Genomic DNA, 24,548 nt, shown 5'->3' with positions numbered 1-24,548 from the left:
CAAAAAAGAAGAGATTTATGGCTGCTTGCGGGGGGAGTAAAGCTGTCTCACAAAGAGTAGATGGCCCACAAGAATGACAAGCAGAAACGGGTATACAAGGGCAGAATACCAGAGCTTCCAACCGTTGTAGTAAAAAAAACCAAATGGCTGTATGCTGAGCCATTCATAGAAAAGACAGAAGAGCCAATGGAGCAGAAGGTAGACGGCCTTTGCATCGAGTCCTTTCGTAAAAGGAAAAAGGTTTAAGTAAATGAAGCTATACGCCGGATAGAGACCGAACAAAACGAGAAGCACTTCATAATCCGGACCAACGTGAAAGTACCCGTACAGATCATGTTTGAGGTCCAGGTAGGTATCCGTGATGAGAGCAAGAGCAACAGCAAAAAGGGAGGTTACATAGATTTCATGCCTGGTTAGTTTTTTCGGAATCAAAAAGGCAAAGCCATTGAGCACGAGAATAGAAAGGAGTAAGAATAACATTGGACCTCCAAATGAACGGCTAGATATCCAAATCTTAACCAGAAACACGCAGGATTAACCTGTTCGGTTGGCGCGTTGGTACCTGGCTCACCATGATCCGTAGAAAAATATGGTAAGATAAAAAAACAATAAAGAGAGAGAAGGAGAAAACGATGCTGGTACAGGTTGCAGAAGGAATTCATCTGCTGTCGATACAGTTTCCCTTTGGCATGCGGCAAGTAAACAGTTATGTGATCGAGGGCAAGAACGGTGTGACCATTGTAGATACGGGCAGCTATGCAGAGCAGGCGATCGGGATCTGGAAGGAGGCACTGCCAGAAGGGACTAAGGTAGAAAAAATCCTTCTGACGCATTCGCACACCGATCATATCGGATTGGCAAAATGGCTGCGGGAGACGTATCATGCACCATTGGTGATAGCGAGACAAGGCTATGAGGAAATGCAGAAGCTTCGTGCCCGCCGAAAAGCACATGAAGGGGATGCAACGAGCACGTATCCCTTTTTCGCAAAGCATGGTGGCCCATCGGTCAGTGAGAAGGCCATGCTGGAGCAGTTGGACGCCGATTATTTTGAACCGGACGAGCTTTTAGAGGATCAGCAGGAAATCCAACTGGGGGATCAAGCATTTGAAGCGATTTGGACGCCTGGGCATTCGCCTGATCACTTTTGCTTTTTGAATAAATCCAGCGGCGTCATGCTGATTGGCGATCATGTGTTAAACGAGATTTCACCGCTTATTCCGATCTGGACGGAGCAAGATGGCAACCCTTTGGCGGTTTATTTTGAGTCTCTGGAGAAGATAGCCAAGCTGCCGGTGAGCATTGGATTGCCAGGGCACGGGAGTATGATTCGGAATGTACCGGCGCGTATTCACGAGCTGCGTGCCGGCCATGAACAAAGAATGCAGCAGATTTTAGCTGCGATACCAGACGCGGGAAGTACGGCAGGCGAGCTTGCCCAAGCGGTATACGGATTTGAAAAAATGTCGATGCGCCATAGCGCAGAGTTTTTAATGACACTCACCCGTATTCTCTACATGGAGTCAGTAGGCAAAGTGCAGGCGCGGGAACGAGAGGGAGTCATTTTCTACCATACGGCAGAGTAGCAAAAAAGCGACAGAGCGTCTTCTGAAGAAGGAAGGCGCTATTTACCGTTCTCTTTGGCTTTGCTGACAGCTATCCTAGCGATTTGCGAGCAGCAGGAAAGCAGGAGAAATAATCTGTATTGTGTTAAAATATAGACAATTAAGGTTTGCCGCATGTTGACAGGTAGGTGAACAAGGGGGAAGGACATGTCTTTTGTTGAGAGTAGACGCATAGGTTCTGAGGGAAGCATCGCTGTCGTAGAGCTGAATCGACCACAATCTCGAAATGCCTTTCACACGCAAATGGCACAAGACCTGCTGCAAGTATTTCAGCAAATTGCTCAATCCGATGCGCGCGTGGTCATCCTGCAGTCATCAAGTGAACAGGCATTTTGCTCAGGGGCTGATCTGAAGGAGCGCAATGGTATGTCAGAAGCAGCATGGCGAGAGCAGCATCGCTTGTTCGAGCAGATGTTCTACGCGATTGCCGATACACCGCAGCCGGTTCTTGCAGCTGTGGATGGATATGCACTGGCAGGCGGGTTTGAGCTTGTTCTAAACTGCGATTTTCTCGTGGCAACGACTCGTGCAGTATTCGGGCTCCCAGAGGTGACGCGTGGAATTATGCCGGGAGGTGGAGCGACTCGGCTCTTGGCAAAACGAATCGGCTTACATAAAGCAAAGGAATGGATATGCACGGGACGTATGATCCAGGCGGAGGAAGCTGATCGTGCCGGGCTGATCAACCGACTGACAGCACCGGAAGATTTGAGAGAGGCCACGCTGGATTTGGCAGAGTGTCTGGCCCGTAATGCGCCCCTGTCTGTCCAGTACTGCAAGCAAGCCGTGGACAACTTGTTTGGCATGGAGGACGATCTCGCCAGGGAAAAGGAACTGGAGTACTACAACCGATGTGTGAATACAGAAGATCGGTTGGAAGGTGTCTTGGCTTTCGTGGAAAAGCGCGCACCCCGTTTTGTCGGAAAATAATGTGCTGTAGATGGGAGGGTTGAAGCTATGATCGATACTGCCTTTCATCAAGAATTGCGACAGAGCGTTCGCTCAATTTGCAAAAAGTACCCCGATGCCTATTGGCGTGAGCTGGATGAGAGAAGAGCGTATCCGGAAGACTTCGTGAACGAGCTGTCGCAGACGGGATTCCTGGGCGCCTTAATTCCAGAAGAGTACGGTGGATCGGGGCTGTCCGTGACGGAAGCTTCCATCATCATGGAGGAGATCAATCGCTCCGGGGGAAATGCGGGTGCTTGTCATGCACAGATGTATACCATGGGAACTCTGTTGCGGCATGGCTCAGAGGAGCAAAAGCGCAAGTACCTGCCGAAAATCGCAGATGGCTCACTGCGCCTGCAAGCGTTCGGCGTAACAGAACCGAACACGGGGTCCGATACGACACAGCTGAAGACGATGGCGGTCAGAGAAGGAGACAAGTATATCGTAAACGGTCAAAAGGTGTTTATTTCCCGGACGGAATATTCGGACCTGATGATCCTGCTTGTGCGCACGACGCCACTCGACCAGGTGAAAAAGCGAACAGAGGGCTTGTCTGTCCTTTTGGTCGATCTGCGGGAGGCTGTCGGGAACGGCATCACGATCCGCCCCATTCGCACCATGATGAATCACGCAACGACAGAGCTGTTTATCGAAAACCTGGAAGTACCGGTGGAAAATTTGATCGGCGAAGAAGGAAAAGGGTTTTCCTACATTCTGGATGGAATGAATGTGGAGCGAATCCTGATCGCATCCGAATGTCTCGGCGACGGCTACTGGTTTGTCGATCGTGCTACTCAGTACGCGAACCAGCGAGTGGTGTTCAAGCGGCCAATCGGTCAGAATCAGGGGATTCAATTTCCGATCGCCCAATCCTATATCCACCTCGAGGCGGCTAATCTGATGCGTTTTCGAGCAGCCGAGCTGTTTGATGCAGGTCTTCCATGCGGGAAAGAAGCGAACATGGCCAAGCTTCTCGCAGCAGATGCATCCTGGGAGGCAGCCAATGCGACCATTCAGACGCATGGGGGCTTTGGCTTTGCTGAAGAATACGACATCGAACGCAAATTCCGGGAAACGCGGCTGTACCAAGTCGCTCCGATCTCGACAAATTTGATCCTCTCCTATGTAGCCGAGCATGTCCTTGGCCTTCCCAGATCGTATTGAGGAAATGAGACTGGGCTGCAAATGAAACAGCCAAATTCAGTTTTCGTATGAGAAAGGAGCGAACACACTATGAAAAATCGTTTGCCTGAATGGATTTCCGAGCATCTCGTGCTGCCTGTCATTACAGCTCCCATGTTTTTGGTTTCGAATCCGCAGCTAGTGATCTCTGCGTGCAAATCTGGGGTGATCGGCTCGTTCCCGTCATTAAATGCCCGGACGGTGGATGACCTGCAAGTCTGGATGTCTACCATTACAGAAGAGCTGGTGCGCAGCCGAGCAGCCGAGCCGGACCGCAAGATTGCTCCCTGGGCCATCAATATTGTCATACGCCATTTGAACGAACGGTTGGAAGAAGAGCTCGAGCTCATCAAAAAGTATCAGCCTCCGTTTGTCTTTACAGCCCTGGGAGATCCCGCGCCAGTCGTAGAGATCGTGCACGCGTATGGGGGAATCGTCTTCTCCGATGTCACCAACATCTATCATGCAAAGAAAGCAGTGAAATCAGGCGTGGACGGATTGATCCTCGTGTGCGGTGGAGCAGGCGGGCATGCTGGAACACTGAACAGCTTTGCTTTCTTAAGTGCAATCCGTGAGTTTTGGGACGGGATAACCGTCTTGGCAGGAGGGATCGCAAGCGGACAGGAAATTTTGGCTGCCCGCACGATCGATGCGGATCTCGTGTTTATGGGAACGCGATTTATCGCATCCGTGGAGAGCAGCGCGGGGGACGATTACAAACAGATGTTAATTGACGCAAGCATTGAAGACATCATCTACACGCCTACTTTCAGCGGCATTCCGGCAAATTATTTAAAGCCGAGCATTGTGAGCGAAGGACTGGATCCAGAACATTTGGGGTCATACGCCGAATTTGCAAAGACCGGCAGGAAAGCATGGAAAAACATCTGGTCGGCAGGTCATGGAGTCGGCCGTACAAAATCCATTCAAACCGTAGCAGAGATTGTAAACGAGCTTCAAACAGAATACGACCAAACGCTTGCGGCCTTCAAACAGCTGCCAGCCTCGCGTTCCCCTTTGAACCGCTCGCTGAATTAAGAGCAGAAAGAGTCCGTTTTGTTTGCTAGCTTCTTCTGGCACGAAGCGGACCTTTTCTGCCTTCTTGCCATTGTTCGAGTGTGAATCATCTTGTGGACATTTTATGGAGCGAGGAGAGATCGTAATGGAAAAGGCCAAAGCGCAACAGACCGTGTATGTGAATTCTTTTGTGAATGGCATCCTAGATCCTGAAAAAGCTATGCTCGGACCTGTTCGTGATGGGGGATTTATCGTAGCCAATACGACCCCGGGCTGCTGGGGACCTATGATTACGCCTGCACTTCGAGGCGGACATGAGGTGACACAGCCTGTTTATGTAGAAGGAGCAAATGTCGGCGACGCGATCGCGATCCGCATCAAATCCATTCAAGTGACCTCCATGGTGACTGCATCCGGTAATGAGCGGACGATGGAGGGGCGATTTTTGGGAGACCCGTTTGTTGCCGCAAAATGTCCCGGCTGCGGTACACTGTATCCGGAGACAAAAATTGAAGGTATCGGACCAGAGGCCATCCGCTGCGTAAACTGCGGTGCGGAAACTACTCCCTTTACGTTTACCCATGGCTACACGATTGGATTTAATGAAACCAAAGAGCTTGGAGTTACTCTGCCGCAGAAGGCAGCCGAAAAAATTGCTCAAGACGGTCGTTACTATATGAATACACCTGAGCAATCTCAGCAAAACCCGATTGTCACCTTTGCTCCGCATGATCTTGTCGGTGTTGTTGCCCGTGTACGTCCATTTCTCGGCCAGCTGGGGACAACTCCTTCCCATGCGATTCCCGACTCGCATAATGCGGGAGACTTTGGAGCTTTTCTCGTTGGTGCGCCGCATGAATATGCCTTGACCCAAGAGCAGCTCGATCAGCACAAGACGGATGGACATATGGATATCAACCGTGTGTGCGAGAATGCCATCCTGATTTGCCCTGTAAAAGTACCTGGCGGCGGAGTTTATCTCGGGGACATGCATGCGATGCAGGGGGATGGGGAAATTGCCGGTCACACGACGGATGTTTCCGGCATTGTTACCTTGCAAGTCCATGTCATACCCGGGCTTTCCATAGACGGTCCTGTATTGTTGCCAGTAGAAGAAGATCTCCCCTATTTGGCAAAGCCGTTTACAGCGGAGGAAAAGGCAAAAGCGCTGCATTACGCCAAAACATGGGAGCTGGACAAACTGGAAGAGTCTCTGCCCCTATCGGTCATCGGTACGGGTGCCAATCTGAACGTAGCGACGGAGAACGGGCTGCAGCGTGCAGCGGATTTGCTGGAAATGACCGTTCCTGAGGTATTGAATCGGGCTACCATTACAGGAGCAATCCAGATTGGCCGTCACCCGGGTGTTGTTACGGTCACTTTCCTAGCTCCCGTAGAACGGCTGGAAAAAATCGGATTGCTGGAGCTGGCAAAAGAACAGTACTCCCGCTACATAGAATAAGAAAGACAGAGAGACAAGCGATAGGCACTCCTACGAATAGACAGGGGAAAAGCTCGAGGGACTCTCGACGGGGTGCACTTTTATCGACTGGCGAGGCGCCCCTCAGTCCGAGGGATACTGCTGGCGGATTCTTACACTCTGAATCATTCGTACGCAAAAGTAGACACATAGAAAATCCCCTCGAAGGTTGCCACACCATACAACCACGAGGGGATATTTCTACTTGTCACTTTTGGGCAATGCTATGTCAGTTGATCAGCTTTGGGTCAGTTCTTTGATGCCTTGAATGAAACGGTCCACTTCCTCCAAGGTATTATACGGTGCCAGCCCTGCACGAATCCAGCCGCCACTTTCATTTATCCCCAGCTTGTCGGCGAGTGTCATTGCGTAGAAATCTCCGTCTGCGATGAAGATCCCGTAATCCTCGCACATTCTCTCGCAGAAGGCTTGCGGGGACCAGCCCTCTACACGGAAGGCGAGTGTTGGCGTCTTGGGGACATCAGGGGCAGCCTGGAACAAGGTGACAGAAGGAATCAGGGACAGCGCATTTCTCAGCTTTTCTGCCAGCTCGTTTTCATAGACTTCGATTCGTTCATAGCCGGAGCGGATTTGCGCAGCCAGGCTATCTCCGTTCCCCAATCCCGCAATAAATTCGATAGCGGGCCTGATTCCCGCGATCCCCTCGTGATTTTGCGTGCCTGTTTCCAGTTTATCCGGTATGTAGGTGGGAGCGGGTTGGAGTTTGTATGGCTGCAGCTGTTCAAACAGCTCTTGGCGAATGACGGCAATCCCGACGTGCGGGCCAAAAAACTTATAGGCGGAGCAGAGAAGAATATCAGCACCCAAAGCGTCTCGGTCGATGGCAAGATGCGGGACGGCGTGGACAGCATCGACGGCGACGGGAATACCGAGAGCATGGGCTTTTTCGGAAATCGCAGCAACGGGATTGATCGTACCGACAGCATTGGAAGCAAGACCAACGGCTACCAGACGTGTTCGCGGATTCAACAAAGAATCCAGCTCATCTACACGCAAGGTAAGGGTGTCTGGATCCACAGGGAGCCAGCGCACGGTCATCCCGCGGTCTGCGGCGATCGTCAGCCACGGATCAACGTTCGCACGATGATCCAGCTCGGATACGATCATTTCATCGCCCTCTTGCCAGTGCTTGCCCAGCGCGCGTGCGATCGCAAAGGTCAGTGTCGTCATGTTCGCTCCAAATGCGACTTCCTCCGCTTTCGCTCCAAAGAGGGCAGCTACGGCTTCCTTTGCACTCGCTATGGTTTGTTCGGTTTCACGGCTGCTCGGGAAGGAACCATGCAGGTTGGCCCCGCCGTTTTGCATATAGGCATAAATGGCATCCATCGAGCTTTTTACGACTTGCGAACCTCCAGGGCCGTCAAAATAAACGGCTTGTTTACCATTGTAAGTCCGCTGCAAGGCGGGAAACTGTTCTCGAACTGCCGCAATAGGAAAGAGTTCCGTCGTTTTGGTCATCGTCCACGTCTCCTTTTGGCTACCAGATAGAATCCTACAACCTTCATATTATCACAATAATCAGCCAATTATAGAGAGAATCTCCTTTCTTGGTTTCGAATTGTACAAATGGCTCGAGGGTATCTATACTGAAAGGAGATACGTAATACTTGATAGGGTGCTCTGACTGTCACTCACCACCAGATCAATCTAGGGATGAGAGGGATACCATGCAAACGTGGATTACTGCTTTTTTAGAGCAGTTCAGCTATATTGGCATTTTTTTACTGATGGCTTTGGAAAATGTGTTTCCGCCGATTCCTTCTGAAGTGATTCTTACCTTCAGTGGATTCATGACGACGTACACGACGTTATCGATTCCGGGCGTCATTATTTCAGCGACGATGGGATCTGTGATGGGGGCTATCGTACTTTACGGGATCGGCTATTATTTAGAGTTGGAAAAAATAGAAGTGCTTGTCGATCGTTGGGGTCATATCCTGCGCTTGAAGCGAGAGGATATCGCGCGGGCGAATGCGTGGTTTGATAAATATGGATACTGGACGATATTCCTGTGCAGAATGGTGCCGTTGGTCAGAAGCCTGATTTCCGTTCCAGCGGGGATGACGAAAATGAACGTGTGGCTATTTTTGCTGTTCACGACCTTGGGAACCTTGATATGGAATGTCGCACTCGTGATGCTCGGGGCGTTTCTGGGGCAATCCTGGGAAGAGATTTTGACTTTCATGGATATGTATTCGACGGTGGCATATGCGGTCATCGGCGGAGGAATCGTCATGTTTCTGATTCTATTTCTGCGAAAAAGAGGAGTTAAATCGTAACAGAGGTGCGAGCAGCGCCTCTTTTTTTGACGGTTGGGTGCACGCTACGCGCCCATCGTTTCCTGATTAATCCAAAAAGAGAAGGGAAAGCTAAAGAAATCAAAAAAAGAGCGTGATCGCTTTCTTTGTGGCGATAAGGCGCGGCGAAATTACATAGGAAAGGGGAATGTCGATGATTTCGTTCCTCATAACGCTGAAGCATCTTATTTCGTCGTTTTTCCACTCGATGAAAGACAAGGAATTCCAGGGCCTTCTCGTTTTGACCCTGACTACTTTGTTGTCCGGAACGATCTTTTACGCAACTGTCGAAGGATTTCGTTGGGTGGATGCCATTTATTTCAGCGTGACGACTTTGACGACTGTCGGTTACGGGGACCTGGCACCTAAAACGGATCTGGGCAAAATATTTACCATCCTGTATTTGTTTACAGGCCTGGGGATCATTCTGGGGCTGATTCGAAAGCTAACGGTCACGAGAACAACCAAGAGGGGATCAGAGGATAGAAGCGAGGAATAGGTGGGGTGGGGATGGTTCCGCCGGGCAACGACAAGTTCCGCTGAATGTGCCTGTGGTGATGAGCCTACTTTTCTTCTTTGCGAAAAAGGAGAAAGCAGGCTTTTTTACTAAGGCATGAGGGACCGTTATTTTCCAGGTTTATCCAGATGGCGGGGCTCCGTTTTATGGAGCAGAATATCTGCTATCGTATAATCAGCCAAGGTCGATTGAAATCTTTCCTCCGCCTTTGAAATGATCAAGGAAATAAATAGCTCGGAGCCCGTAGATGGAACCGACCAATGGGGGATCATATCGGAAGAGCTAAGCGCCTGATAGACATGCAGGACCGTGATGGAGTGAGGATCCTTTTCCAGTACATACCCGCCGTATCTTCCGCCAAATGTCTTCACCAGTTCTTCCTTTGCCAGCTTCGCCAGTATTTTTCGGACAAACGTCGGATCTTCGCCAATTGCCTCCGCGAGCTGATTGCTTTTTACCATGCTCTTTTGCTCCGCCATCAAAACGAGAGCTCTCAAGGCGACATGAAACCATTTTGGACCAAGGTCGCCAGATTGAATCAACAGCTGCATGAAAATATCCTCCTGCGTCAACGAAGAAAAATAGTCTGAATATTTTGTTGACTATTATACCATAGCTTAGTATATTTTAATTGTGATGATTCGATCACAATTAAAATGAATGCGTTTCCAATCGTGGAGGAGGAATAGCTATGGAAGAGAGAGTGCATCCAGAGCTGCGTACGATGCTGTCAGTAATGCCGGAATTGAACTTCGATCGGGAGAATCTCGAACCCATGAGAAAAGCGATGGATGAAATGTTCGTAGGTGCACCGCAGAACCCAGCCCTTTCCATAGAGGATAGGTTCATACCTGCAGCAGATGGAGAATACCAGCTCCGTGTCAGGGTTTACTCTCCGCGCACCAAGACGGAGACGCTTCCTGGAATCCTCTACATTCATGGAGGCGGATACATTGTCGGAAGTGTTGAAACGTTCGATGATACTTGCCAGGAACTAGCCCATGACCTCTCCAGCGTGGTAGTCTCTGTCGATTACCGTCTGGCACCGGAGCATCCCTATCCGATTCCTCTGGAGGACTGCTACTCGGCATTGCTTTGGTTCGCAGCGAACGCAGTGGAAATGGGAGTCGATCCAGCTCGCATAGCTGTGGTAGGAGCCAGTGCAGGAGGAGGCTTGACTGCAGCTGTCTCCTTGTTGGCGAGAGATCGAAACGGCCCAGCTATCGCTTTTCAGATGCCGCTGTATCCCATGATCGACGACCGTCATATCACCGTTTCTAGTAATGAGATCACGGATCATCGCGTATGGAATGCGAAGTTTAACCGACAAGGCTGGGAAATGTATCTGGGAGAGCTGGCTGGCGGAGAAGTATCTCCTTATGCGGCTCCGGCTCGTGCAACCGATTTTTCACGGCTTCCCCCTACGTATACATGCATAGGAGATTTGGATCCGTTTCGTGACGAGACGATTGAATACGTGTTAAAGCTGACTCAGGCCAAGGTGCCTGTCGAGTTTCATCTCTATCCGGGATGCTTCCACGGCTTCGAGCACTCGGTACCGAATGCGTCGGTCAGCAAACGAGCAAAACAGGAGTACAATCAAGCTTTGAAGCGCGCCTTGCACAAAGAGTAAGCGCATTCTGAATGTTTGGAAGACGGGTTTATCATTTCCTTGAAAAATGATACCATGGACTCACTATTGAGTATGGGAAGTGATAGCGGTGAGCGCAGATCAATCTATGCAGACGATAAGTCGTACCATCCATATCCTGCGATGCTTTTCCAAGGAGGAGAAGGAAATTTCCTTGGCGGAGTTTCACCATAAGCTTGGCTTATCCAAATCCAGTCTGCAAAGGATTTTACATACATTGGTGAACTTTGGATTTTTGGAAAAAGACGAGAAGCGAAAAACATACCGCCTCGGAAATGAGCTTTATTATTTGGGCAAGCTGGTGGAGGAGCATTCGCATCTGCTTACCGTGACCAAACCCTATCTCAAGGCGGTCCGGGATCGTTTTGGTGAGAGTGTCTATCTGAATATCATTGAAAATAACGAACGAAAATGCATCGCTTTTGAAGAGGGGAAGCACGATCTGATGACGATATCGTACATTGGACAAACTTCACCGCTCTATGCGGGCGCATCTGCCAAGCTATTGCTTGCCTATTTGCCGCCTGAAAAGCTAGCGATGTATTTGCAGCAAACGACTTTGCAGCCGATAACAAGCTCTACGGTGATCGATAAGGAAAGACTTGCAGATGAGCTGGCAGAGGTTCGGCAAAGAGGCTATGCCAGCAGCAACGGCGAACGTGTAGTGGGTGTCTGCTCAGTCAGTGCCCCCATCTTTAATCGAGGGGGGGAGACGATCGCAGGTATCTCAATATCGGCGCCGATGATTCGAGTCACGGATGAGCGATGCCAAGAGTTCGTTCAGGCCATCACGCAAACGGCCAGACAGATCTCAGAAGAGTTCAAGTTTTCCCATACCAAAGATTAACGAGTACCTTTGCAAGCTATGTAGCTCACTTCATTGCAGCCAATGAGTGGGGAACATAGCTTTTTTATATAAGGAATGAAAAAAACTAAATTTTTAATCAATTCAGCTTATTTGGTTGAATTGCGCTTTTTTCTCGTGTATCATTTCAATTATAGGTATTGCGTACCGATTAACGGTACGTTGAAGTTTCCCATCTATGCGGCTTGGCCGAGGAGGTTAGCTATGAACAGTCTGCAATTGCCGATTGGAGAAATCTCGGAACAGACAAAACACCTTCGGACACAGATACGGGATTTTCTTCAGTACGAGAAAGAGCACGGAACTTTTGTCCCTAGGTGCGATACGTGGTTGAGCGGATTCTCTGCGGATTTCAGTCGTAAATTGGGGGAGCGGGGTTGGATCGGAATGACTTGGCCGCTAAAATACGGTGGTCATGAGCGTTCAGCCACTGAGCGGTATGTGGTCATTGAGGAGCTTTTGGCAGCTGGTGCTCCCGTAGCGGGCCATTGGATTGCCGATCGGCAGACGGGACCGCTTTTGCTCCGTTACGGTACAGATGAACAATGCAGGGAATTCCTGCCGCGAATTGCACGCGGGGAATGCTATTTTGCCATTGGATTAAGTGAGCCAAACGCCGGGTCCGATCTGGCAGCCGTACATACGAGAGCGGAAAAAGTAGATGGCGGATGGATCTTGAACGGGAGTAAGACGTGGACGAGTGGTGCGCATCATGCCCATTACATGATCACCCTGTGCCGCACGTCCCCTTACCATCCCGAAAAGCGTCACGAGGGGATGAGCCAGCTCTTGGTTGACTTGACCTCGCCTGGTGTAACCATTCGGCCGATCCTGCTCATGACAGGCGAGCATCATTTTAACGAAGTGTTTTTTGAAGATGTCTTCATTCCCGAGAACAGGCTGATCGGTGTGGAGGGCAACGGATGGAAGCAGGGAATGACGGAGCTGGCATACGAACGCAGTGGTCCTGAGCGATTTCTAAGCACCTATCCGCTGCTGGAAGAGCTGATAAACCAATTGCGTAAGAAAGGTGACAAGCATTTGATGGCTCAGGGAAGCAAGCTTGTTTCGCGTTTGTGTACGCTGCGGCAGATGTCGATCGGTATCGCACACCTTTTGGAAAAGGGAGAGAGTCCAGATATTGCTGCTGCCCTCGTCAAGGACATGGGGACCAAATTCGAGCAGCAGGTGGCTGAAATCGCAAGGCTGCTCATCCCGACAGCACCCTCGACGAATGCTGCAAACCGATTGGATCAGCTGATGGCTCAGGCAGTCTTGCATGCACCCGGGTTCACACTGCGTGGAGGGACGACCGAAATTCTGCGTGGAATCGTGGCGAAAGGGGTGATCGCAAAGTGAACGACGTCACGAAGATCTTGATTCAATCCACGACGAAAATCATGAAAGATGTGTGTACGAAGGAGCTCGTTAATGAAGCAGAAAACGGACGCTGGGCAGCTGAGCTGTGGGGGATTTTGGCTGAGTCAGGCATGACGACTGTTGCTGTTCCCGAGTCACTCGATGGAACAGGGGGCAGTTTTACAGATGCGTACCACATTCTGCGGCTGGCCGGCAAATACGCTGCGCCTATTCCGCTAGCGGAAACGTATATGGGCAATTGGCTGCTGGCTGATTTGGAAATGCCCGTCTCTACGGAGCCGCTCACCATTTTGTGTAACGAGGTGGAACCGATCCAATTCATCCGCACGCAGGATGGCTGGCAGATAACGGGTACAGCCTTGAATGTGCCGTGGGCTAGGTACACGAAGCAGATGCTGGTTATGGGGGAGGAGAATTCCTGCGGCTTTCTCGCCATCGTAAGCTCCTATGATGCGTTGATAATCAACGGACACAATATGGCGGGAGAAGCGAGAGACACTGTGATTTTGAACCACGCAGCCGTTGCCGAGAGTCGGGTATTTTCCGTAGAGGCCAAACAGGTAAAGGAGTGGCTGCTATACACAGGCGCACTTTGCCGTTCAGTCATGATGGCAGGAGCTTTGGAGCGCATTCTGGAGCTGACCGCTGCCTATACATCGGAGCGCACCCAATTTGGCAAGCCGCTGCATCGCTTTCAAGCCATTCAGCAGCATCTGGCGACTATGGCAGGGGAGGTAACGGCTGCCGACATAGCTGCCCAAAGCGCAATAGAGGCGAATGAGCATACTCCGGCTTCGAAGGCCGTCGCCATGGCAAAGATCCGTATCAACGAAGCTGCAGGTACCGTTGCGCCCATCGCGCATCAGGTGCACGGGGCTATCGGATTCACCCATGAGCACATTTTGCATCAAAGCACACGACGTGTCCTTTCCTGGCGGGAAGAATGGGGGAACGAGACCCTATGGGCAGAAAAGCTGGCGGAACAGCTCATGCAGCTCGCAGATAACGAGCTATGGCCGTTTCTAACCGAACCAGTAGTCGGTCGGCAAGGATAGTTGTTACCCAACAAATTGATTTTCCGCATATGGGGAAGGGGACGGGAAGATGACCGATCTGCTCTATACAGTAAACGAGGGAATTGCTACCATCACGCTGAATCGACCGGAAGCTCTAAATGCATTCAGTACGGAAATGATCGATCTATGGATCAAAGCACTGGAGTCCGTTCGTGACGATGATTCTGTCAGGGTGGTTGTCCTGACAGGAAATGGGAGAGCCTTTTGCAGTGGAGGAGATATCAAATCCATGGTCCGCGGGGATGGATTTTTGCACAACAATACCGAGGCAGAAGATTTGTCCTCAACCGGGCTCGCGCGTAAAAAGAGCCTCTGGAAGCGTGTGCAACGAATTCCACTCTTGCTGCAGGAAATTGATAAGCCAGTGATCGCCAAATTGAACGGTGTCGCCACGGGAGCCGGCTTGGATATGGCTCTGATGTGCGACATTCGGATCGCTGCACAGCGTGTAAGGGTAGCAGAGGGTTACATCAAAGCAGGTATCGTTCCGGGAGATGGAGGCGCCTATTTTTTACCTCGGTTGGTGGGAGTCGATCGAGCGCTGGAAATTCTTTGGACCGGTGATACCTATACGGCGGAGGAAGCAAAGCAGATAGGGTTGATCACGCATGTCGTACCGGATGAGGAGCTTGATGGATTCGTCGAGGCGTATGTACAGCGTTTGGCGAGAGGTCCACAAGAAACAATGCGTTTTATGAAGCGAGCCGTCTACCAAGGCATGTCGACGGATCTGCGTACATCGCTAGATATGATCTCATCCGCGATGGGCCTGGTAACCGAGCTTGAGGATTATCAGGAGGGAGTCCGAGCGATCGCCGAAAAACGACCTCCAAAATTCAGCTAGTAAAAACGGCGCTGCAGCGACTATCGAATGTTTGAAGGGAGTGGCCCCTTTGCAGGCGTTAGATCATATCCGTGTACTAGATTTGTCGAGAACATTGGCGGGACCGTTTTGCACGATGCTGCTTGGTGACATGGGAGCAGACATTATCAAAGTCGAGCAGCCTGACGTAGGAGATGAGACGCGTCGGTTTACTCCCCCTACCTGGGATGGCATCAGCAGCTATTACCTTGCGTCCAATCGAAACAAAAGGAGCATAACCGTGGATCTCAAAGCGGAGGAAGGAAGAGAGATCATCTATGAGCTAGCCAAAACGGCAGATGTACTGGTAGAGAATTTTCGCACCGGTGCGCTGGATCAGATGGGGCTGGGTTATGAACAAATAAGGCAGATCAATCCCAGGCTGATATATTGCTCCGTATCTGGATTTGGTCGTACTGGCCCCGAGAAAAATCGAGCAGGCTACGACTTGCTGCTCCAGGGGTACGGGGGTCTGATGAGTATAACTGGAGAGGAAGGCCGTGCACCTGTCAAGGTAGGGACCTCTCTTGTCGATATGAATGCAGGGATGTTTGCCGTCTATGGGATTCTATCTGCACTCATAGCCCGCGAAAGAACCGGCAAAGGGCAGTTCATCGATGTCAGTCTCTTAGATGGTCAGGTCGTTCTCCTCAATTACCTAGCGACGAGCTACTTCGCCACAGGTCGTGCTTCTGGCCGATTAGGTTCTGCCCATCCTTCCATCGTTCCGTACCAGGCTTTCAAAGCAAGAGATGGGGATATCATCCTCGCGATCGCAAACAACAGCCTGTGGGAGCGAGCCTGCCGTGCTTTGGGGTGGGAAGATTTGCGAGAAGATCCACGGTTTCATACCAATGACGACCGAGTCGCCCATCGTGACTTGCTGGTAGCCATTATTTCTGCACGCATCGCTGAAATGGACAGACAGGAAATCATTCACAAGCTGGATCAAGCAGGTGTTCCCGCAGGTCCGATTCATACCGTAGATCAAGTTTTGAATCACCCTCAGGTGCTGGCACGCGAGATGGTGCTCGAAGTCGAGCATCCGATCGTAAAAGATTTGAAAATGCCCGGCTTTCCCGTGAAGCTTTCCGATACACCTGCACAGGTTCACAGGCATCCACCGCTGTTGGGCGAGCATACAGAGGAAATATTGCTAGAAATGGGCTTTTTGCCAGAGCAGATTGAAGCATGGAGAGCAACGAAAGTGGTGGGAAATGGGTAAACGAAAAAAGAGCGCGCTTTTATGGCGTGCTCTTTCTGTTGACAGCTGTGAACATTTAATAGCCAGGGTATTTCACGACGGGCCATTTTTCCTTTCGCAAAGCATCTATCAATTCAGGGCCGACATTCAAATTGGCACGAACGAGGTCATGCGGGGTAAGTGCCATCCATTGATTCAACGAGACGTCGACAAACCGATCGCTTTTGAACATCTCCAGAAACCAGAGTGTTGTACTCCCCGTGTTTTGTATGTAATGACCCGTTGCAAAAGGGACATAGCCGACGTCGCCTGCACGGTAGTCAAAGGTACGGGCTGTACCTTCTCCCGTAAATACCGTCATGCGTCCTTGCCCAGTCAAGTAATATTGCCATTCATCATTATTGGGATGCCAATGCAGCTCCCGCATGGCACCTGGCTTGATTTCGACCAGTGCTGCCGCAATCGTCTTGGAGATGGGAAAGTTGCGCGAATCAACAATCCGCACACTACCTCCCGGGGTCACGATTGGTTTTTGGGCGAGCAGGCGATGGGTAAAGCTCAAAGGAACGGTTCCATAGGGGGATTTCACTTCCTCTTCTCGGATCGAGCCGGGGACCTCTCCCTGAAAAATGTACACCTGCTTGGGCGGGATATGAGCAAAAGCACTCTCAGGTACACCGAAATTGTCCGAGAGCACGTCGCGAGGGGTATGAGCGAACCAATCCGAGATTGATAACGTATTTAAATCAGAAAAATTTCCGTCGTCGAAAACGAGTAAAAATTCACAGCCTTCCTCAAGACCTTGGATGGAATGGGGGATGCCCGGTGGAAAATACCACAGATCTCCCGGTCCGATGTCCGCGATAAAATTGCGCCCATCCTGATCAACGGACGTTATCCGCGCACGTCCCAATAGCATGTACGACCATTCTGCCTGTTGATGCCAGTGAAGCTCACGGACTCCTCCTGGGGTCAGGCTCATATTGACACCAGCCAACGTGGTTGCAATGGGGAGCTCTCGAACGGTCACTTCACGGGACCATCCGCCATGATTCAATGTCATGACAGCGTCAGAAAAGGAAAACTTCAAATTGGGGAGCAAGCCGTTGTCCGTAATGGGAGGAACGAGCATATCCGGGTTTTGCAGATCGCGTGCAATATTTCGAGGACCTTGATCGACCCAGCCAGCCCCATCGCTTCTCATCGGCTCGGGCACAGGGCGATCTGATTTCGATTTTCCCATTTTTCCGCGGCCTCCTTTCACGATCGTATGGTTTCTCAGCTACTCGCTTCTTTCATAAACAAGGATATGGTCAGCTGCTTGCCTCTTATTCAAAATTGGGCTTGGATAAATGGGAATAAAGGCAGCGGAACCCTTTAAACATACTTGACCGGTATGAATTATAGGATTAAAATAAATAAGAATCATTCTATTTCGGTTTTTGCCTCGGTTTCCTTCATGGAATACATTCTAGAGGGGCTTCTGTTTTTACTATCATCAGTCTGGAGGAATGGAACGTGGAATATATATGTCTGACCTGTCAGCAAATCGTTGAGTCACGGAAAGATCTATGTACACACCTTCAGCAGTTTTTCGCTTCTTTGCAAGGACAGAAAATCTGGCGTATCCGGTTTCTCCATCGGTATGCGTACGAATTTTACAGCGATCTGCAGATCAAGGATCTCATTTCGGAGCAGCCACTCATGGTGTCTGAGGTGATGTGCGTGGAGGAATTTGATCCGCGCACCTATACGGGCGTAAACACGATGGGCAAAAGTGTATCGATCTTTGAATAACTACGAATGACATATCTTGGTTCAAGGAAGAGAAGAGTGCATGGATTTTACAGCAAACCATGTGCTTTTTTGTTGTTTTCAAGAATGTGCCAAGTGGAGGATTCGGGAAAGGACAAGCTGTTTAGGCAAATAAGGTTACGGAATATTTATTATGTTAACAAACGTAGGCGTTCCAAACAAACTGTTTAAAAAATGCACATCTGTCTATGAAACGGGACGAATGCACGAAAGATAACCAATGAATCGCTGCCCGTTCTGTGATAAGGCTAGCCTATCAGTCTGGTACGCTCCTTGCATAATCAATTCGGGTGAGAATAACCTGACAGCAGTCTACCCAAACAGGTGGTGGCGTATATGGATTTTCCCCAGGAATTTGATTTGCTGAGGAAGACAGTAAGCAGCTTTGTGAAAAGAGAAATCGAACCGATCGCCGAAGAAATGGATCGCAAAGATGAGTGGCCAAAGGACATGTGGAACAAGCTGGGAGAGCTTGGCGTGCTGGGGCTGACTGTCCCGGAGGAATACGGTGGTGCAGGATTGGGACCAGTGGAGCAAGCGATGGTGACGGAGGAAATCGCGAAATACAGTGCAGCGATCGCGGTGTCCTACGCGGCACACGCGAATTTATGCACACACAATCTGTACCACAATGCAAACGAAGAGCAAAGGAAAAAGTACCTGCCTGGCCTATGCACCGGAAAGCTGATCGGGGCTTTAGGTCTGACTGAACCAGGCTCGGGATCGGATGCGGTCGGGATGAGGACGACGGCACGAAAAGTAGGGGACCGGTACATTTTACAGGGCAGCAAAACGTTTATCACGAATGGGCCTGTTGCTGACGTTATCATCGTCTACGCGAAGACAGACAAAGAGAAAGGAGCGCATGGGATCACAGCTTTTCTCGTAGAAAAGGGCTTTCCAGGCTTTTCGGTATCCAAGCGATTGGAAAAAATGGGGAATCGCGGCTCACAGACAGGGGAGCTGATCTTCGATGAATGCGAGGTTCCAGCCGAAAATGTGCTCGGAGAAGTGAACAAGGGCGTAAAGGTGATGATGTCCGGCTTGGATATCGAGCGTGTGATCGTCTCAGCACTGGCACTGGGAATTGGAGAAGGAGCGTTTCGCGAGGCAGTCAAATACGCCCAGGAGCGCAGCCAGTTCGGGAAGCCGATCTCCCATTTCCAACTCATTCAAGCAAAAATTGCAGATATGTACACCGCACTGGAAGCAGCTCGCTTGCTTACTTACGATGCTGCGCGACTGGCAGCCGAGAATCAAAAAATAACGCTGAAGGCTGCGGCTGCTATTCTTTTTACAGCGGAGACAGCGACAAAGGTAGCGCTGGAGGCGGTGCAAATTCACGGGGGCTACGGCTATATGCTCGATTATCCGGTGAATCGGTATTTGCGTGATTCGAAGCTATATGAGATCGGTGCAGGCACGTCGGAAGTAAGAAGATTGATCATTGCCAGAGAGCTGTTGGGAGTAAAGACGTTCTAGGATAAATAAATTCCGGTCCATCCGGTAGAAGGCAGGGGAAGAGATCATGCAGATCTTTTCGAAGAATCTCTTGGCGAATCAAGTAGCCATCGTAACTGGGGGAGGCACAGGCATCGGGAAGCAGATTGCAAAAACCCTCGGTGAAAGCGGGGCGAAAGTCGTTATCGCCGGGCGCAGAAAAGAAGTTTTGGAAGAAACCAGGAATGAATTGGTAAAGGAGGGGATTGAGACTCGCGCGTTTTCCATAGACATAAGAGTACCGGAGCAAGTCCAGCAGCTGGTAGATTTTACGGTAGAGTCCTTTGGCAAAGTGGATATTCTCGTCAACAATGCGGGCGGGCAATTTCCGAAAAAATCAGAGGAACTGACACCGAACGGGTGGAATGCTGTCATACACAACAATTTGAATGGAACCTTTTACGTCACCCAGGCAGTGGCTAAGCAGATGATCAAGCAAGGGACGGGAGGGGCAATAACCAATATCCTGGTCAGCTTTCTGCATCGAGGCGCTCCGGGGATTGCGCATTCGGTAGCCGCAAGAAATGGGGTGTACGGGATGATGCGGACATTGGCCCTGGAATGGGCGAAATACAACATTCGTATCAACTCGATTGGCCCTGGTCTCTTTGTGACAGAAGGGATGAAGGAGGAAATGGCAAGCTCGGCGGGCCCCCATTTCATAGAGCAAGTCACCCAGGACGTACCTCTCGGGCGGACAGGAAAACTGCAGGAGCTGGGGTGGCTGGTGACCTATTTGTCCTGCCCGGCAGCAGAGTATATGACTGGCGAATTTATTGTGATAGACGGCGGCAACTCGCTTGGTAGAGGACTGACGTTCGTCCCTTATTAAGAGCGAGAAACGTAAAGTCCGAAAATGTTGCCCGAAAGTGAGGAGGACGAAATGAATCTCGCATCCTATCTGGAAAGGTCCGTTCGGGAGAATCCTCAGCAGGTCGCTATTCGAATGGACGAGCAAGAAATCACTTATGAACAGTTTGACCAGAGGGCCAGAGCTCTCGCAGCGTATTTTCGTCAAAATGGATTTGCCAAAGGTGACAAAGTAGGTATCTATCTAGCCAATTGCCCTGATTACCTCATTCTTTTTTATGCCGCCTGGATGCTTGGGGGAGTGGCTGTCCCCATCAACTATCGCTTCCGCCAGGATGAGCTTGCGTTTGTGATCGCGGACGCAGAGATCAAATGGCTGGCTTTGACCAGGGAAGACCTTGAAAAATTACAAGACATCTTGACAGAGCACGAGCACATCCGGCTGCTGCTTGCTGGGGAGCTGGAGGAAGGCAATCGTCATACGTGCTTATCCGAGATCTATAAAACAAATGCAGAGCAGAAGGTGTCGGTATTGCCCTGCCGGGATTCAGAAGACGCGATGCTGATGTACACGAGCGGGACGACTGGCAAGCCAAAAGGAGTCAGGCAGACCCATCGAACCAATTCCGCATCGATCGAGATGGTTGTGGATGCATGGAAGCTGACCTCACGTGATCATATATTGGCTACCCTTCCGATGTTTCATGTAGGGGGATTGCAGTGTACGACACTTCCTACACTTTTTACAGGTGGGACGGTCACTCTGCTATCGCGCTGGTCGCCAAAAAACTGGATCAGCCAAAGCCGCGAGCTTCAGCCTACTTGGTCAGGATTGATTTCAACCATGCTGATCGATGTCGTGAACTTTTTCAAAGCAAACCCGCAGGAGCAGCGTCAGATGGATCATTACCGATTGTGCTTCTTTGGGGGGTCTCCCACACCCCGAGTGATTTGCGAGTATTTTGAAGAGGTAGTTGGTGTGAATTTACTGGAGATCTATGGGCAAACAGAGCTATCCGGTTTGATGATAACCTATCAAGCGGGAGAGAGGCGCATCCCAGGATCGATGGGCAAACCAATGGCACAGGTCGTGGAAACCAAAATCGTCTCTGCTGATGGAGAGAGAATGATTGCACCTGGGGACGAGGAGGCAGGGGTGATGTACTTGCGAGGTGACGTCGTGACTCCGGGCTACTGGAAGCGGGACGAGTTGAATCGCGAGCGATTTGAGGACGGGTGGTTGAAGACAGGGGACATCGTCCGATGGGATGAAAACGGGTACCTGTACTATACCGACCGCTTCGATGATCTCATTATTACCGGCGGCGAAAATGTTTACCCGAAGGAAGTGGAAAACATTCTGGCGGAGCATCCTGCCGTTGCAGAAGTTGCCGTCATTGGAACGCCGCACGAAAGATGGGTGGAGCAGGTTACCGCGATTATCGTTCCTCGAGAAGCGAATGTCGCTATTGCCGATATCGAAGCGTTTTGCATGCAGCATCGCGGACTCGCCGGATACAAACGACCGCGAAAAGTCATCTTCGTCTCGGAACTCCCCAAGACAGGAAGCGGAAAAATCAATAAAAGTATTCTCAAGCAGCAATATCGGATGCAGCAAAGCACAAACGAGACAATTGACGGAAATATTGTCTGAATTTTAAAAATAAAGAGAGGGAGGGATCGTCATGTCGATTACGTACAATTTAATTCACCGTGTGAACGTGGGGGATATTTTGAAGCGAAGCGCGGCGCGGTTTCCTCATAAAACGGCACTAATAGAAGGCGATCGCAGGATCAGCTACAAAGAGTGCAATGCGTGGGTAAATCAAGTCGCGAGGGGCTTGCTCGCATTGGGCCTGGGGCATGGCGACCGCTTGGCGATTTTGGCGAGCAATTCCATCGAATTTGTGCTTGTTTATTTTGCCTGCGCCAAAGCGGGGATCACGATTGTTCCGATTAATTTGGCGCTGCATCCGCACGAGGTCTCCTACATTTTACAGGACTCTGGCGCAAAAGCAGTCGTATTGGAAGAGGTGTTTCTGGATAAATGGCCAGCGGTAGGGGAGGGCCTTGCTGTCACAGATCTCATCCTGATTGGCTCTGAGTCTGTTCCCGAGCAGCTAGGAGCGATCCGCTGCCACAAGTGGGAACATGTATGGCAGGCACAGAACGACACAGAAGTTGTATGCCAGGTGGAGGATCGCGACCTCATGCAATGCTTGTACACCAGTGGAACGACCTCGCATCCGAAAGGGGTCATGAGCAGTCACATCGCGGTTTATTTGAATACGCTGGGCACCGCCTTTGATTTGAAGTTTACGGAGAACGATGTCTCAATCGCTATGCTGCCACTGTTTCATACCGCACAATTGAATGCGGTTACAACACCAGTCATGATCGCTGGGGGAACGACCGTGATTGTTAAAAAGTTCGACCCCGTTGCTGTCATGCAGCTCATCGAACGGGAGGGAGTCACTCAAATCTTCGGCCTCCCCATGATGTACCGTGCTTTGCTCGATCACCCGGAGAGGGAAAGCTTTGATTTGACTACGCTCAGGCTGTGCATTTATGCGATGGCACCTATGCCCAATCAAGATTTGCAGCGAGCACATGATGTTTTCCAATGCGATTTTGCCCTGTTGTTCGGTCAGACAGAAATGGCTCCGGTCGCTACTGTATTCCGGCCTGAGCATCAATTGACCAAATCGGGTGCGGTGGGAACACCGGCTGCGAATGTCGAGGTTGGGATCATGAATGAATATGGAGATCTATTGCCGACAGGGCAAGTCGGTGAAATCGTCTACCGCAGCCCGCAAACGATGGAAGGCTATTTGAATGATCCACAGAACACGGAACAGGCTTTTGCTAACGGGTGGTTTCATAGCGGGGACGAGGGATATTTTGACGAAGATAACATCCTGTGGTTCGCAGACCGAAAGAAAGACATGATTAAAACAGGCGGCGTAAACGTGGCATCGATCGAGGTGGAAAAGGTCATCTTCCAGCATCCACGGGTGCTCAATGTCGCAGTGGTCGGTTTGCCTCACGTGCATTGGACGGAGGCGCTGACGGCTTTTGTCATCTCCAAGGACGATGAGGCAGTGCCAGAAGAAGAAATCATCCAGCTGTGCAGAACCCAATTGGGAGGCTTCAAGGTACCGAAAAAAGTCGTGACCGTCAAAGCCTTTCCCATGACGACAACAGGCAAAATCCAAAAGCATCTGCTAAAGAAAGAGTATGCGGAGCTGTATGCCACTTCATTGACGTAAGCGAATCTAAGAATATCCCGACAAAAAAGAAACTGACGCTCAAAGGCGTCAGTTTTTGTCTTTCCTCATCCACTATAGCGGCCCAATCTGTCAAAGAACTCCTTCAGGAAGTTGTAAAACAGTTTTTCCGAAGGAGGCAGCTCCCGGTTTTTCGGGATGATGATGCCTACGGTTCTCGTCACGATTGGTTCATTGATTCGCAGCTTGACAGTCTCACGCGGGACATTATCTGCCAAGGTCAGTTCTGGTAGCAGGGTCACTCCAAGTCCAGCGGCCACCAGCCCTTTGATGGCGTCGATATCTTCTCCTTCAAATGCGACTTTGGGCTCGAACCCCATTTGAGCACAGGCATTGACGACAATGCTGCGCAAAATATACCCCGGTGGGAACAAAACAAATGTATCCTGCATCAGCTCGCTCAAACGCAGCGTTTGATTTTTCGCCAGTGGGTGCTTCGCCGGCAGCAGGGCAACGATCTCTTCGGCAAAAAAGATGTGGCTCTGCACGTTTTTTTCCTGAGTGGGAACCGGGCCGAGAAACGCGATGTCAAGCTCCCCTTTGATGACCGAATCGATCAGGGGAAGATAGGCACCTTGCCGCAGCTGAAAGCCGATGTCCGGATAGCGCGCGCGGAAAGCGGAAATCACAGCAGGAAGCGGGTTGGCTGCGAGACTGCTGGTAAAGCCTACACGGATTGAACCGCGCTCGGGATCGAGGATTTCCTTGATCTTTTTCTTGGCTTTCTCGATCTCAGCCAATGACAGCTCTGCATGCTGGAGAAAAATCTTGCCGATATTCGTCAGTTTGACATTTCGTCCTTCTCGGATAAACAAAGACACGCCCAGTTCCTTTTCCAGAATGGCCATGTGCCTGCTAAGTGCGGATTGGGCGACGTGAAGGGAATGGGCTGCCTCCGTATAATGCTCCCGTTTGGCGACCTCAATGAAGTATTGTATCTGTCTGAAATCCATTTTTTATCTCCTTACACGCGACTTATCTCAATATGAGATCAATTCACCAATTATT

23 protein-coding genes are annotated in these 24,548 nt (G+C 50.4%); 18 read left to right on the top strand and 5 right to left on the bottom strand.

Features of this window, described 5'->3' with window-relative positions:
* Nucleotides 1–15: 15 nt before the first annotated feature.
* A complete protein-coding gene (locus EDM59_RS06305; protein ID WP_122922815.1) occupies nucleotides 16–480 on the bottom strand; it encodes a hypothetical protein in 465 nt (154 codons plus the stop codon).
* Between the two features lie 152 nt (nucleotides 481–632).
* Between EDM59_RS06305 and EDM59_RS06300 the strand changes: the two genes are divergently transcribed.
* The 5 genes from EDM59_RS06300 (at nucleotide 633) to EDM59_RS06280 (ending at nucleotide 6,237) form a co-directional block, all read left to right on the top strand.
* Nucleotides 633–1,586 (top strand): MBL fold metallo-hydrolase, encoded by a 954-nt coding sequence (locus EDM59_RS06300; RefSeq protein WP_122922814.1) that lies wholly within the window; start codon nucleotides 633–635, stop codon nucleotides 1,584–1,586.
* A 186-nt stretch (nucleotides 1,587–1,772) separates the two neighbouring features.
* Nucleotides 1,773–2,555 (top strand): enoyl-CoA hydratase/isomerase family protein, encoded by a 783-nt coding sequence (locus EDM59_RS06295; RefSeq protein WP_122922813.1) that lies wholly within the window; start codon nucleotides 1,773–1,775, stop codon nucleotides 2,553–2,555.
* 27 nt (nucleotides 2,556–2,582) lie between these two features.
* Nucleotides 2,583–3,740, top strand: coding sequence for an acyl-CoA dehydrogenase family protein (locus EDM59_RS06290; protein WP_122922812.1), 1,158 nt, complete (start codon nucleotides 2,583–2,585; stop codon nucleotides 3,738–3,740).
* A 69-nt stretch (nucleotides 3,741–3,809) separates the two neighbouring features.
* Nucleotides 3,810–4,796: an NAD(P)H-dependent flavin oxidoreductase gene (locus EDM59_RS06285; RefSeq protein ID WP_122922811.1), complete on the top strand. Its 987-nt coding sequence runs from the start codon at nucleotides 3,810–3,812 to the stop codon at nucleotides 4,794–4,796.
* A gap of 124 nt (nucleotides 4,797–4,920) precedes the next feature.
* Entirely contained in the window at nucleotides 4,921–6,237 is a 1,317-nt protein-coding gene (locus EDM59_RS06280; RefSeq protein ID WP_122922810.1) for an acetamidase/formamidase family protein, read from the top strand.
* A 255-nt stretch (nucleotides 6,238–6,492) separates the two neighbouring features.
* On the opposite strand, the gene EDM59_RS06275 is transcribed toward EDM59_RS06280, so the two are convergent.
* Nucleotides 6,493–7,734 carry a cysteine desulfurase-like protein gene (locus tag EDM59_RS06275; protein WP_122922809.1) on the bottom strand — a complete coding sequence of 414 codons (1,242 nt, stop codon included), beginning with the start codon at nucleotides 7,732–7,734 and terminating at the stop codon, nucleotides 6,493–6,495.
* 209 nt (nucleotides 7,735–7,943) lie between these two features.
* Here EDM59_RS06275 and EDM59_RS06270 point away from each other — a divergent pair, with 209 nt between their 5' ends.
* The gene (locus EDM59_RS06270) at nucleotides 7,944–8,555 is read left to right on the top strand and encodes a DedA family protein (RefSeq protein WP_122922808.1); all 612 of its coding nucleotides are present in this window, start codon (nucleotides 7,944–7,946) and stop codon (nucleotides 8,553–8,555) included.
* Nucleotides 8,556–8,727: 172 nt separating this feature from the next.
* On the top strand, nucleotides 8,728–9,072 hold the full coding sequence (locus EDM59_RS06265; RefSeq protein WP_122922807.1) for a potassium channel family protein: 345 nt from the start codon (nucleotides 8,728–8,730) through the stop codon (nucleotides 9,070–9,072).
* Nucleotides 9,073–9,197: 125 nt separating this feature from the next.
* On the opposite strand, the gene EDM59_RS06260 is transcribed toward EDM59_RS06265, so the two are convergent.
* Nucleotides 9,198–9,641, bottom strand: coding sequence for an RrF2 family transcriptional regulator (locus EDM59_RS06260; protein WP_122922806.1), 444 nt, complete (start codon nucleotides 9,639–9,641; stop codon nucleotides 9,198–9,200).
* Between the two features lie 140 nt (nucleotides 9,642–9,781).
* Here EDM59_RS06260 and EDM59_RS06255 point away from each other — a divergent pair, with 140 nt between their 5' ends.
* From EDM59_RS06255 to EDM59_RS06230, 6 genes are all read left to right on the top strand, one after another.
* Entirely contained in the window at nucleotides 9,782–10,723 is a 942-nt protein-coding gene (locus EDM59_RS06255; protein WP_122922805.1) for an alpha/beta hydrolase, read from the top strand.
* An 88-nt stretch (nucleotides 10,724–10,811) separates the two neighbouring features.
* Nucleotides 10,812–11,588 carry an IclR family transcriptional regulator gene (locus EDM59_RS06250; RefSeq protein WP_122922804.1) on the top strand — a complete coding sequence of 259 codons (777 nt, stop codon included), beginning with the start codon at nucleotides 10,812–10,814 and terminating at the stop codon, nucleotides 11,586–11,588.
* Nucleotides 11,589–11,810: 222 nt separating this feature from the next.
* A complete protein-coding gene (locus EDM59_RS06245) occupies nucleotides 11,811–12,965 on the top strand; it encodes an acyl-CoA dehydrogenase family protein (protein WP_183192828.1) in 1,155 nt (384 codons plus the stop codon).
* Entirely contained in the window at nucleotides 12,962–14,041 is a 1,080-nt protein-coding gene (locus EDM59_RS06240) for an acyl-CoA dehydrogenase family protein (protein ID WP_122922803.1), read from the top strand. The genes EDM59_RS06245 and EDM59_RS06240 overlap by 4 nt, the downstream gene beginning before the upstream one ends.
* Before the next feature lie 49 nt (nucleotides 14,042–14,090).
* Nucleotides 14,091–14,906 (top strand): enoyl-CoA hydratase/isomerase family protein, encoded by an 816-nt coding sequence (locus EDM59_RS06235; RefSeq protein ID WP_122922802.1) that lies wholly within the window; start codon nucleotides 14,091–14,093, stop codon nucleotides 14,904–14,906.
* A 49-nt stretch (nucleotides 14,907–14,955) separates the two neighbouring features.
* Nucleotides 14,956–16,149 carry a CaiB/BaiF CoA transferase family protein gene (locus EDM59_RS06230; protein WP_183192827.1) on the top strand — a complete coding sequence of 398 codons (1,194 nt, stop codon included), beginning with the start codon at nucleotides 14,956–14,958 and terminating at the stop codon, nucleotides 16,147–16,149.
* Between the two features lie 55 nt (nucleotides 16,150–16,204).
* Here EDM59_RS06230 and EDM59_RS06225 read toward each other — a convergent pair whose 3' ends face one another.
* Complete coding sequence (locus tag EDM59_RS06225) at nucleotides 16,205–17,371, bottom strand: oxalate decarboxylase family bicupin (RefSeq protein ID WP_122922800.1); 1,167 nt, start codon at nucleotides 17,369–17,371, stop codon at nucleotides 16,205–16,207.
* Nucleotides 17,372–17,646: 275 nt separating this feature from the next.
* Here EDM59_RS06225 and EDM59_RS06220 point away from each other — a divergent pair, with 275 nt between their 5' ends.
* From EDM59_RS06220 to EDM59_RS06200, 5 genes are all read left to right on the top strand, one after another.
* Nucleotides 17,647–17,925 carry a hypothetical protein gene (locus tag EDM59_RS06220; RefSeq protein WP_246010914.1) on the top strand — a complete coding sequence of 93 codons (279 nt, stop codon included), beginning with the start codon at nucleotides 17,647–17,649 and terminating at the stop codon, nucleotides 17,923–17,925.
* 354 nt (nucleotides 17,926–18,279) lie between these two features.
* The gene (locus tag EDM59_RS06215; protein WP_122922798.1) at nucleotides 18,280–19,425 is read left to right on the top strand and encodes an acyl-CoA dehydrogenase family protein; all 1,146 of its coding nucleotides are present in this window, start codon (nucleotides 18,280–18,282) and stop codon (nucleotides 19,423–19,425) included.
* A gap of 46 nt (nucleotides 19,426–19,471) precedes the next feature.
* Nucleotides 19,472–20,275, top strand: a complete 804-nt coding sequence (locus EDM59_RS06210) for an SDR family oxidoreductase (protein WP_122922797.1) — start codon at nucleotides 19,472–19,474, stop codon at nucleotides 20,273–20,275.
* Between the two features lie 51 nt (nucleotides 20,276–20,326).
* On the top strand, nucleotides 20,327–21,907 hold the full coding sequence (locus EDM59_RS06205; protein WP_183192826.1) for a class I adenylate-forming enzyme family protein: 1,581 nt from the start codon (nucleotides 20,327–20,329) through the stop codon (nucleotides 21,905–21,907).
* Between the two features lie 31 nt (nucleotides 21,908–21,938).
* Nucleotides 21,939–23,522 carry a long-chain-fatty-acid--CoA ligase gene (locus EDM59_RS06200; RefSeq protein ID WP_122922795.1) on the top strand — a complete coding sequence of 528 codons (1,584 nt, stop codon included), beginning with the start codon at nucleotides 21,939–21,941 and terminating at the stop codon, nucleotides 23,520–23,522.
* 65 nt (nucleotides 23,523–23,587) lie between these two features.
* Here the strand turns inward: EDM59_RS06200 and gltC are convergent, their stop codons facing one another.
* Complete coding sequence (gene gltC / locus EDM59_RS06195) at nucleotides 23,588–24,493, bottom strand: glutamate biosynthesis transcriptional regulator GltC (RefSeq protein WP_122922794.1); 906 nt, start codon at nucleotides 24,491–24,493, stop codon at nucleotides 23,588–23,590.
* Nucleotides 24,494–24,548 lie beyond the last annotated feature (55 nt).

It is taken from the genome of Brevibacillus nitrificans (genome assembly GCF_003710965.1).
Taxonomy (GTDB): domain Bacteria; phylum Bacillota; class Bacilli; order Brevibacillales; family Brevibacillaceae; genus Brevibacillus; species Brevibacillus centrosporus.
This window is presented reverse-complemented; position numbering and strand designations above follow the sequence as displayed.

What these genes read in the sequence shown, in the direction of transcription:
- EDM59_RS06210 (WP_122922797.1), top strand. Translation starts at nt 19,472, where the DNA reads ATGCAGATCTTTTCGAAGAATCTCTTGGCGAATCAAGTAGCCATCGTA.
- EDM59_RS06245 (WP_183192828.1), top strand. Translation starts at nt 11,811, where the DNA reads ATGAACAGTCTGCAATTGCCGATTGGAGAAATCTCGGAACAGACAAAA.
- EDM59_RS06255 (WP_122922805.1), top strand. Translation starts at nt 9,782, where the DNA reads ATGGAAGAGAGAGTGCATCCAGAGCTGCGTACGATGCTGTCAGTAATG.
- EDM59_RS06280 (WP_122922810.1), top strand. Translation starts at nt 4,921, where the DNA reads ATGGAAAAGGCCAAAGCGCAACAGACCGTGTATGTGAATTCTTTTGTG.
- EDM59_RS06285 (WP_122922811.1), top strand. Translation starts at nt 3,810, where the DNA reads ATGAAAAATCGTTTGCCTGAATGGATTTCCGAGCATCTCGTGCTGCCT.
- EDM59_RS06270 (WP_122922808.1), top strand. Translation starts at nt 7,944, where the DNA reads ATGCAAACGTGGATTACTGCTTTTTTAGAGCAGTTCAGCTATATTGGC.
- EDM59_RS06275 (WP_122922809.1), bottom strand. Translation starts at nt 7,734, where the DNA reads ATGACCAAAACGACGGAACTCTTTCCTATTGCGGCAGTTCGAGAACAG.
- EDM59_RS06205 (WP_183192826.1), top strand. Translation starts at nt 20,327, where the DNA reads ATGAATCTCGCATCCTATCTGGAAAGGTCCGTTCGGGAGAATCCTCAG.
- gltC (WP_122922794.1), bottom strand. Translation starts at nt 24,493, where the DNA reads ATGGATTTCAGACAGATACAATACTTCATTGAGGTCGCCAAACGGGAG.
- EDM59_RS06265 (WP_122922807.1), top strand. Translation starts at nt 8,728, where the DNA reads ATGATTTCGTTCCTCATAACGCTGAAGCATCTTATTTCGTCGTTTTTC.
- EDM59_RS06200 (WP_122922795.1), top strand. Translation starts at nt 21,939, where the DNA reads ATGTCGATTACGTACAATTTAATTCACCGTGTGAACGTGGGGGATATT.
- EDM59_RS06305 (WP_122922815.1), bottom strand. Translation starts at nt 480, where the DNA reads ATGTTATTCTTACTCCTTTCTATTCTCGTGCTCAATGGCTTTGCCTTT.
- EDM59_RS06300 (WP_122922814.1), top strand. Translation starts at nt 633, where the DNA reads ATGCTGGTACAGGTTGCAGAAGGAATTCATCTGCTGTCGATACAGTTT.
- EDM59_RS06295 (WP_122922813.1), top strand. Translation starts at nt 1,773, where the DNA reads ATGTCTTTTGTTGAGAGTAGACGCATAGGTTCTGAGGGAAGCATCGCT.
- EDM59_RS06235 (WP_122922802.1), top strand. Translation starts at nt 14,091, where the DNA reads ATGACCGATCTGCTCTATACAGTAAACGAGGGAATTGCTACCATCACG.
- EDM59_RS06290 (WP_122922812.1), top strand. Translation starts at nt 2,583, where the DNA reads ATGATCGATACTGCCTTTCATCAAGAATTGCGACAGAGCGTTCGCTCA.
- EDM59_RS06215 (WP_122922798.1), top strand. Translation starts at nt 18,280, where the DNA reads ATGGATTTTCCCCAGGAATTTGATTTGCTGAGGAAGACAGTAAGCAGC.
- EDM59_RS06225 (WP_122922800.1), bottom strand. Translation starts at nt 17,371, where the DNA reads ATGGGAAAATCGAAATCAGATCGCCCTGTGCCCGAGCCGATGAGAAGC.
- EDM59_RS06260 (WP_122922806.1), bottom strand. Translation starts at nt 9,641, where the DNA reads ATGCAGCTGTTGATTCAATCTGGCGACCTTGGTCCAAAATGGTTTCAT.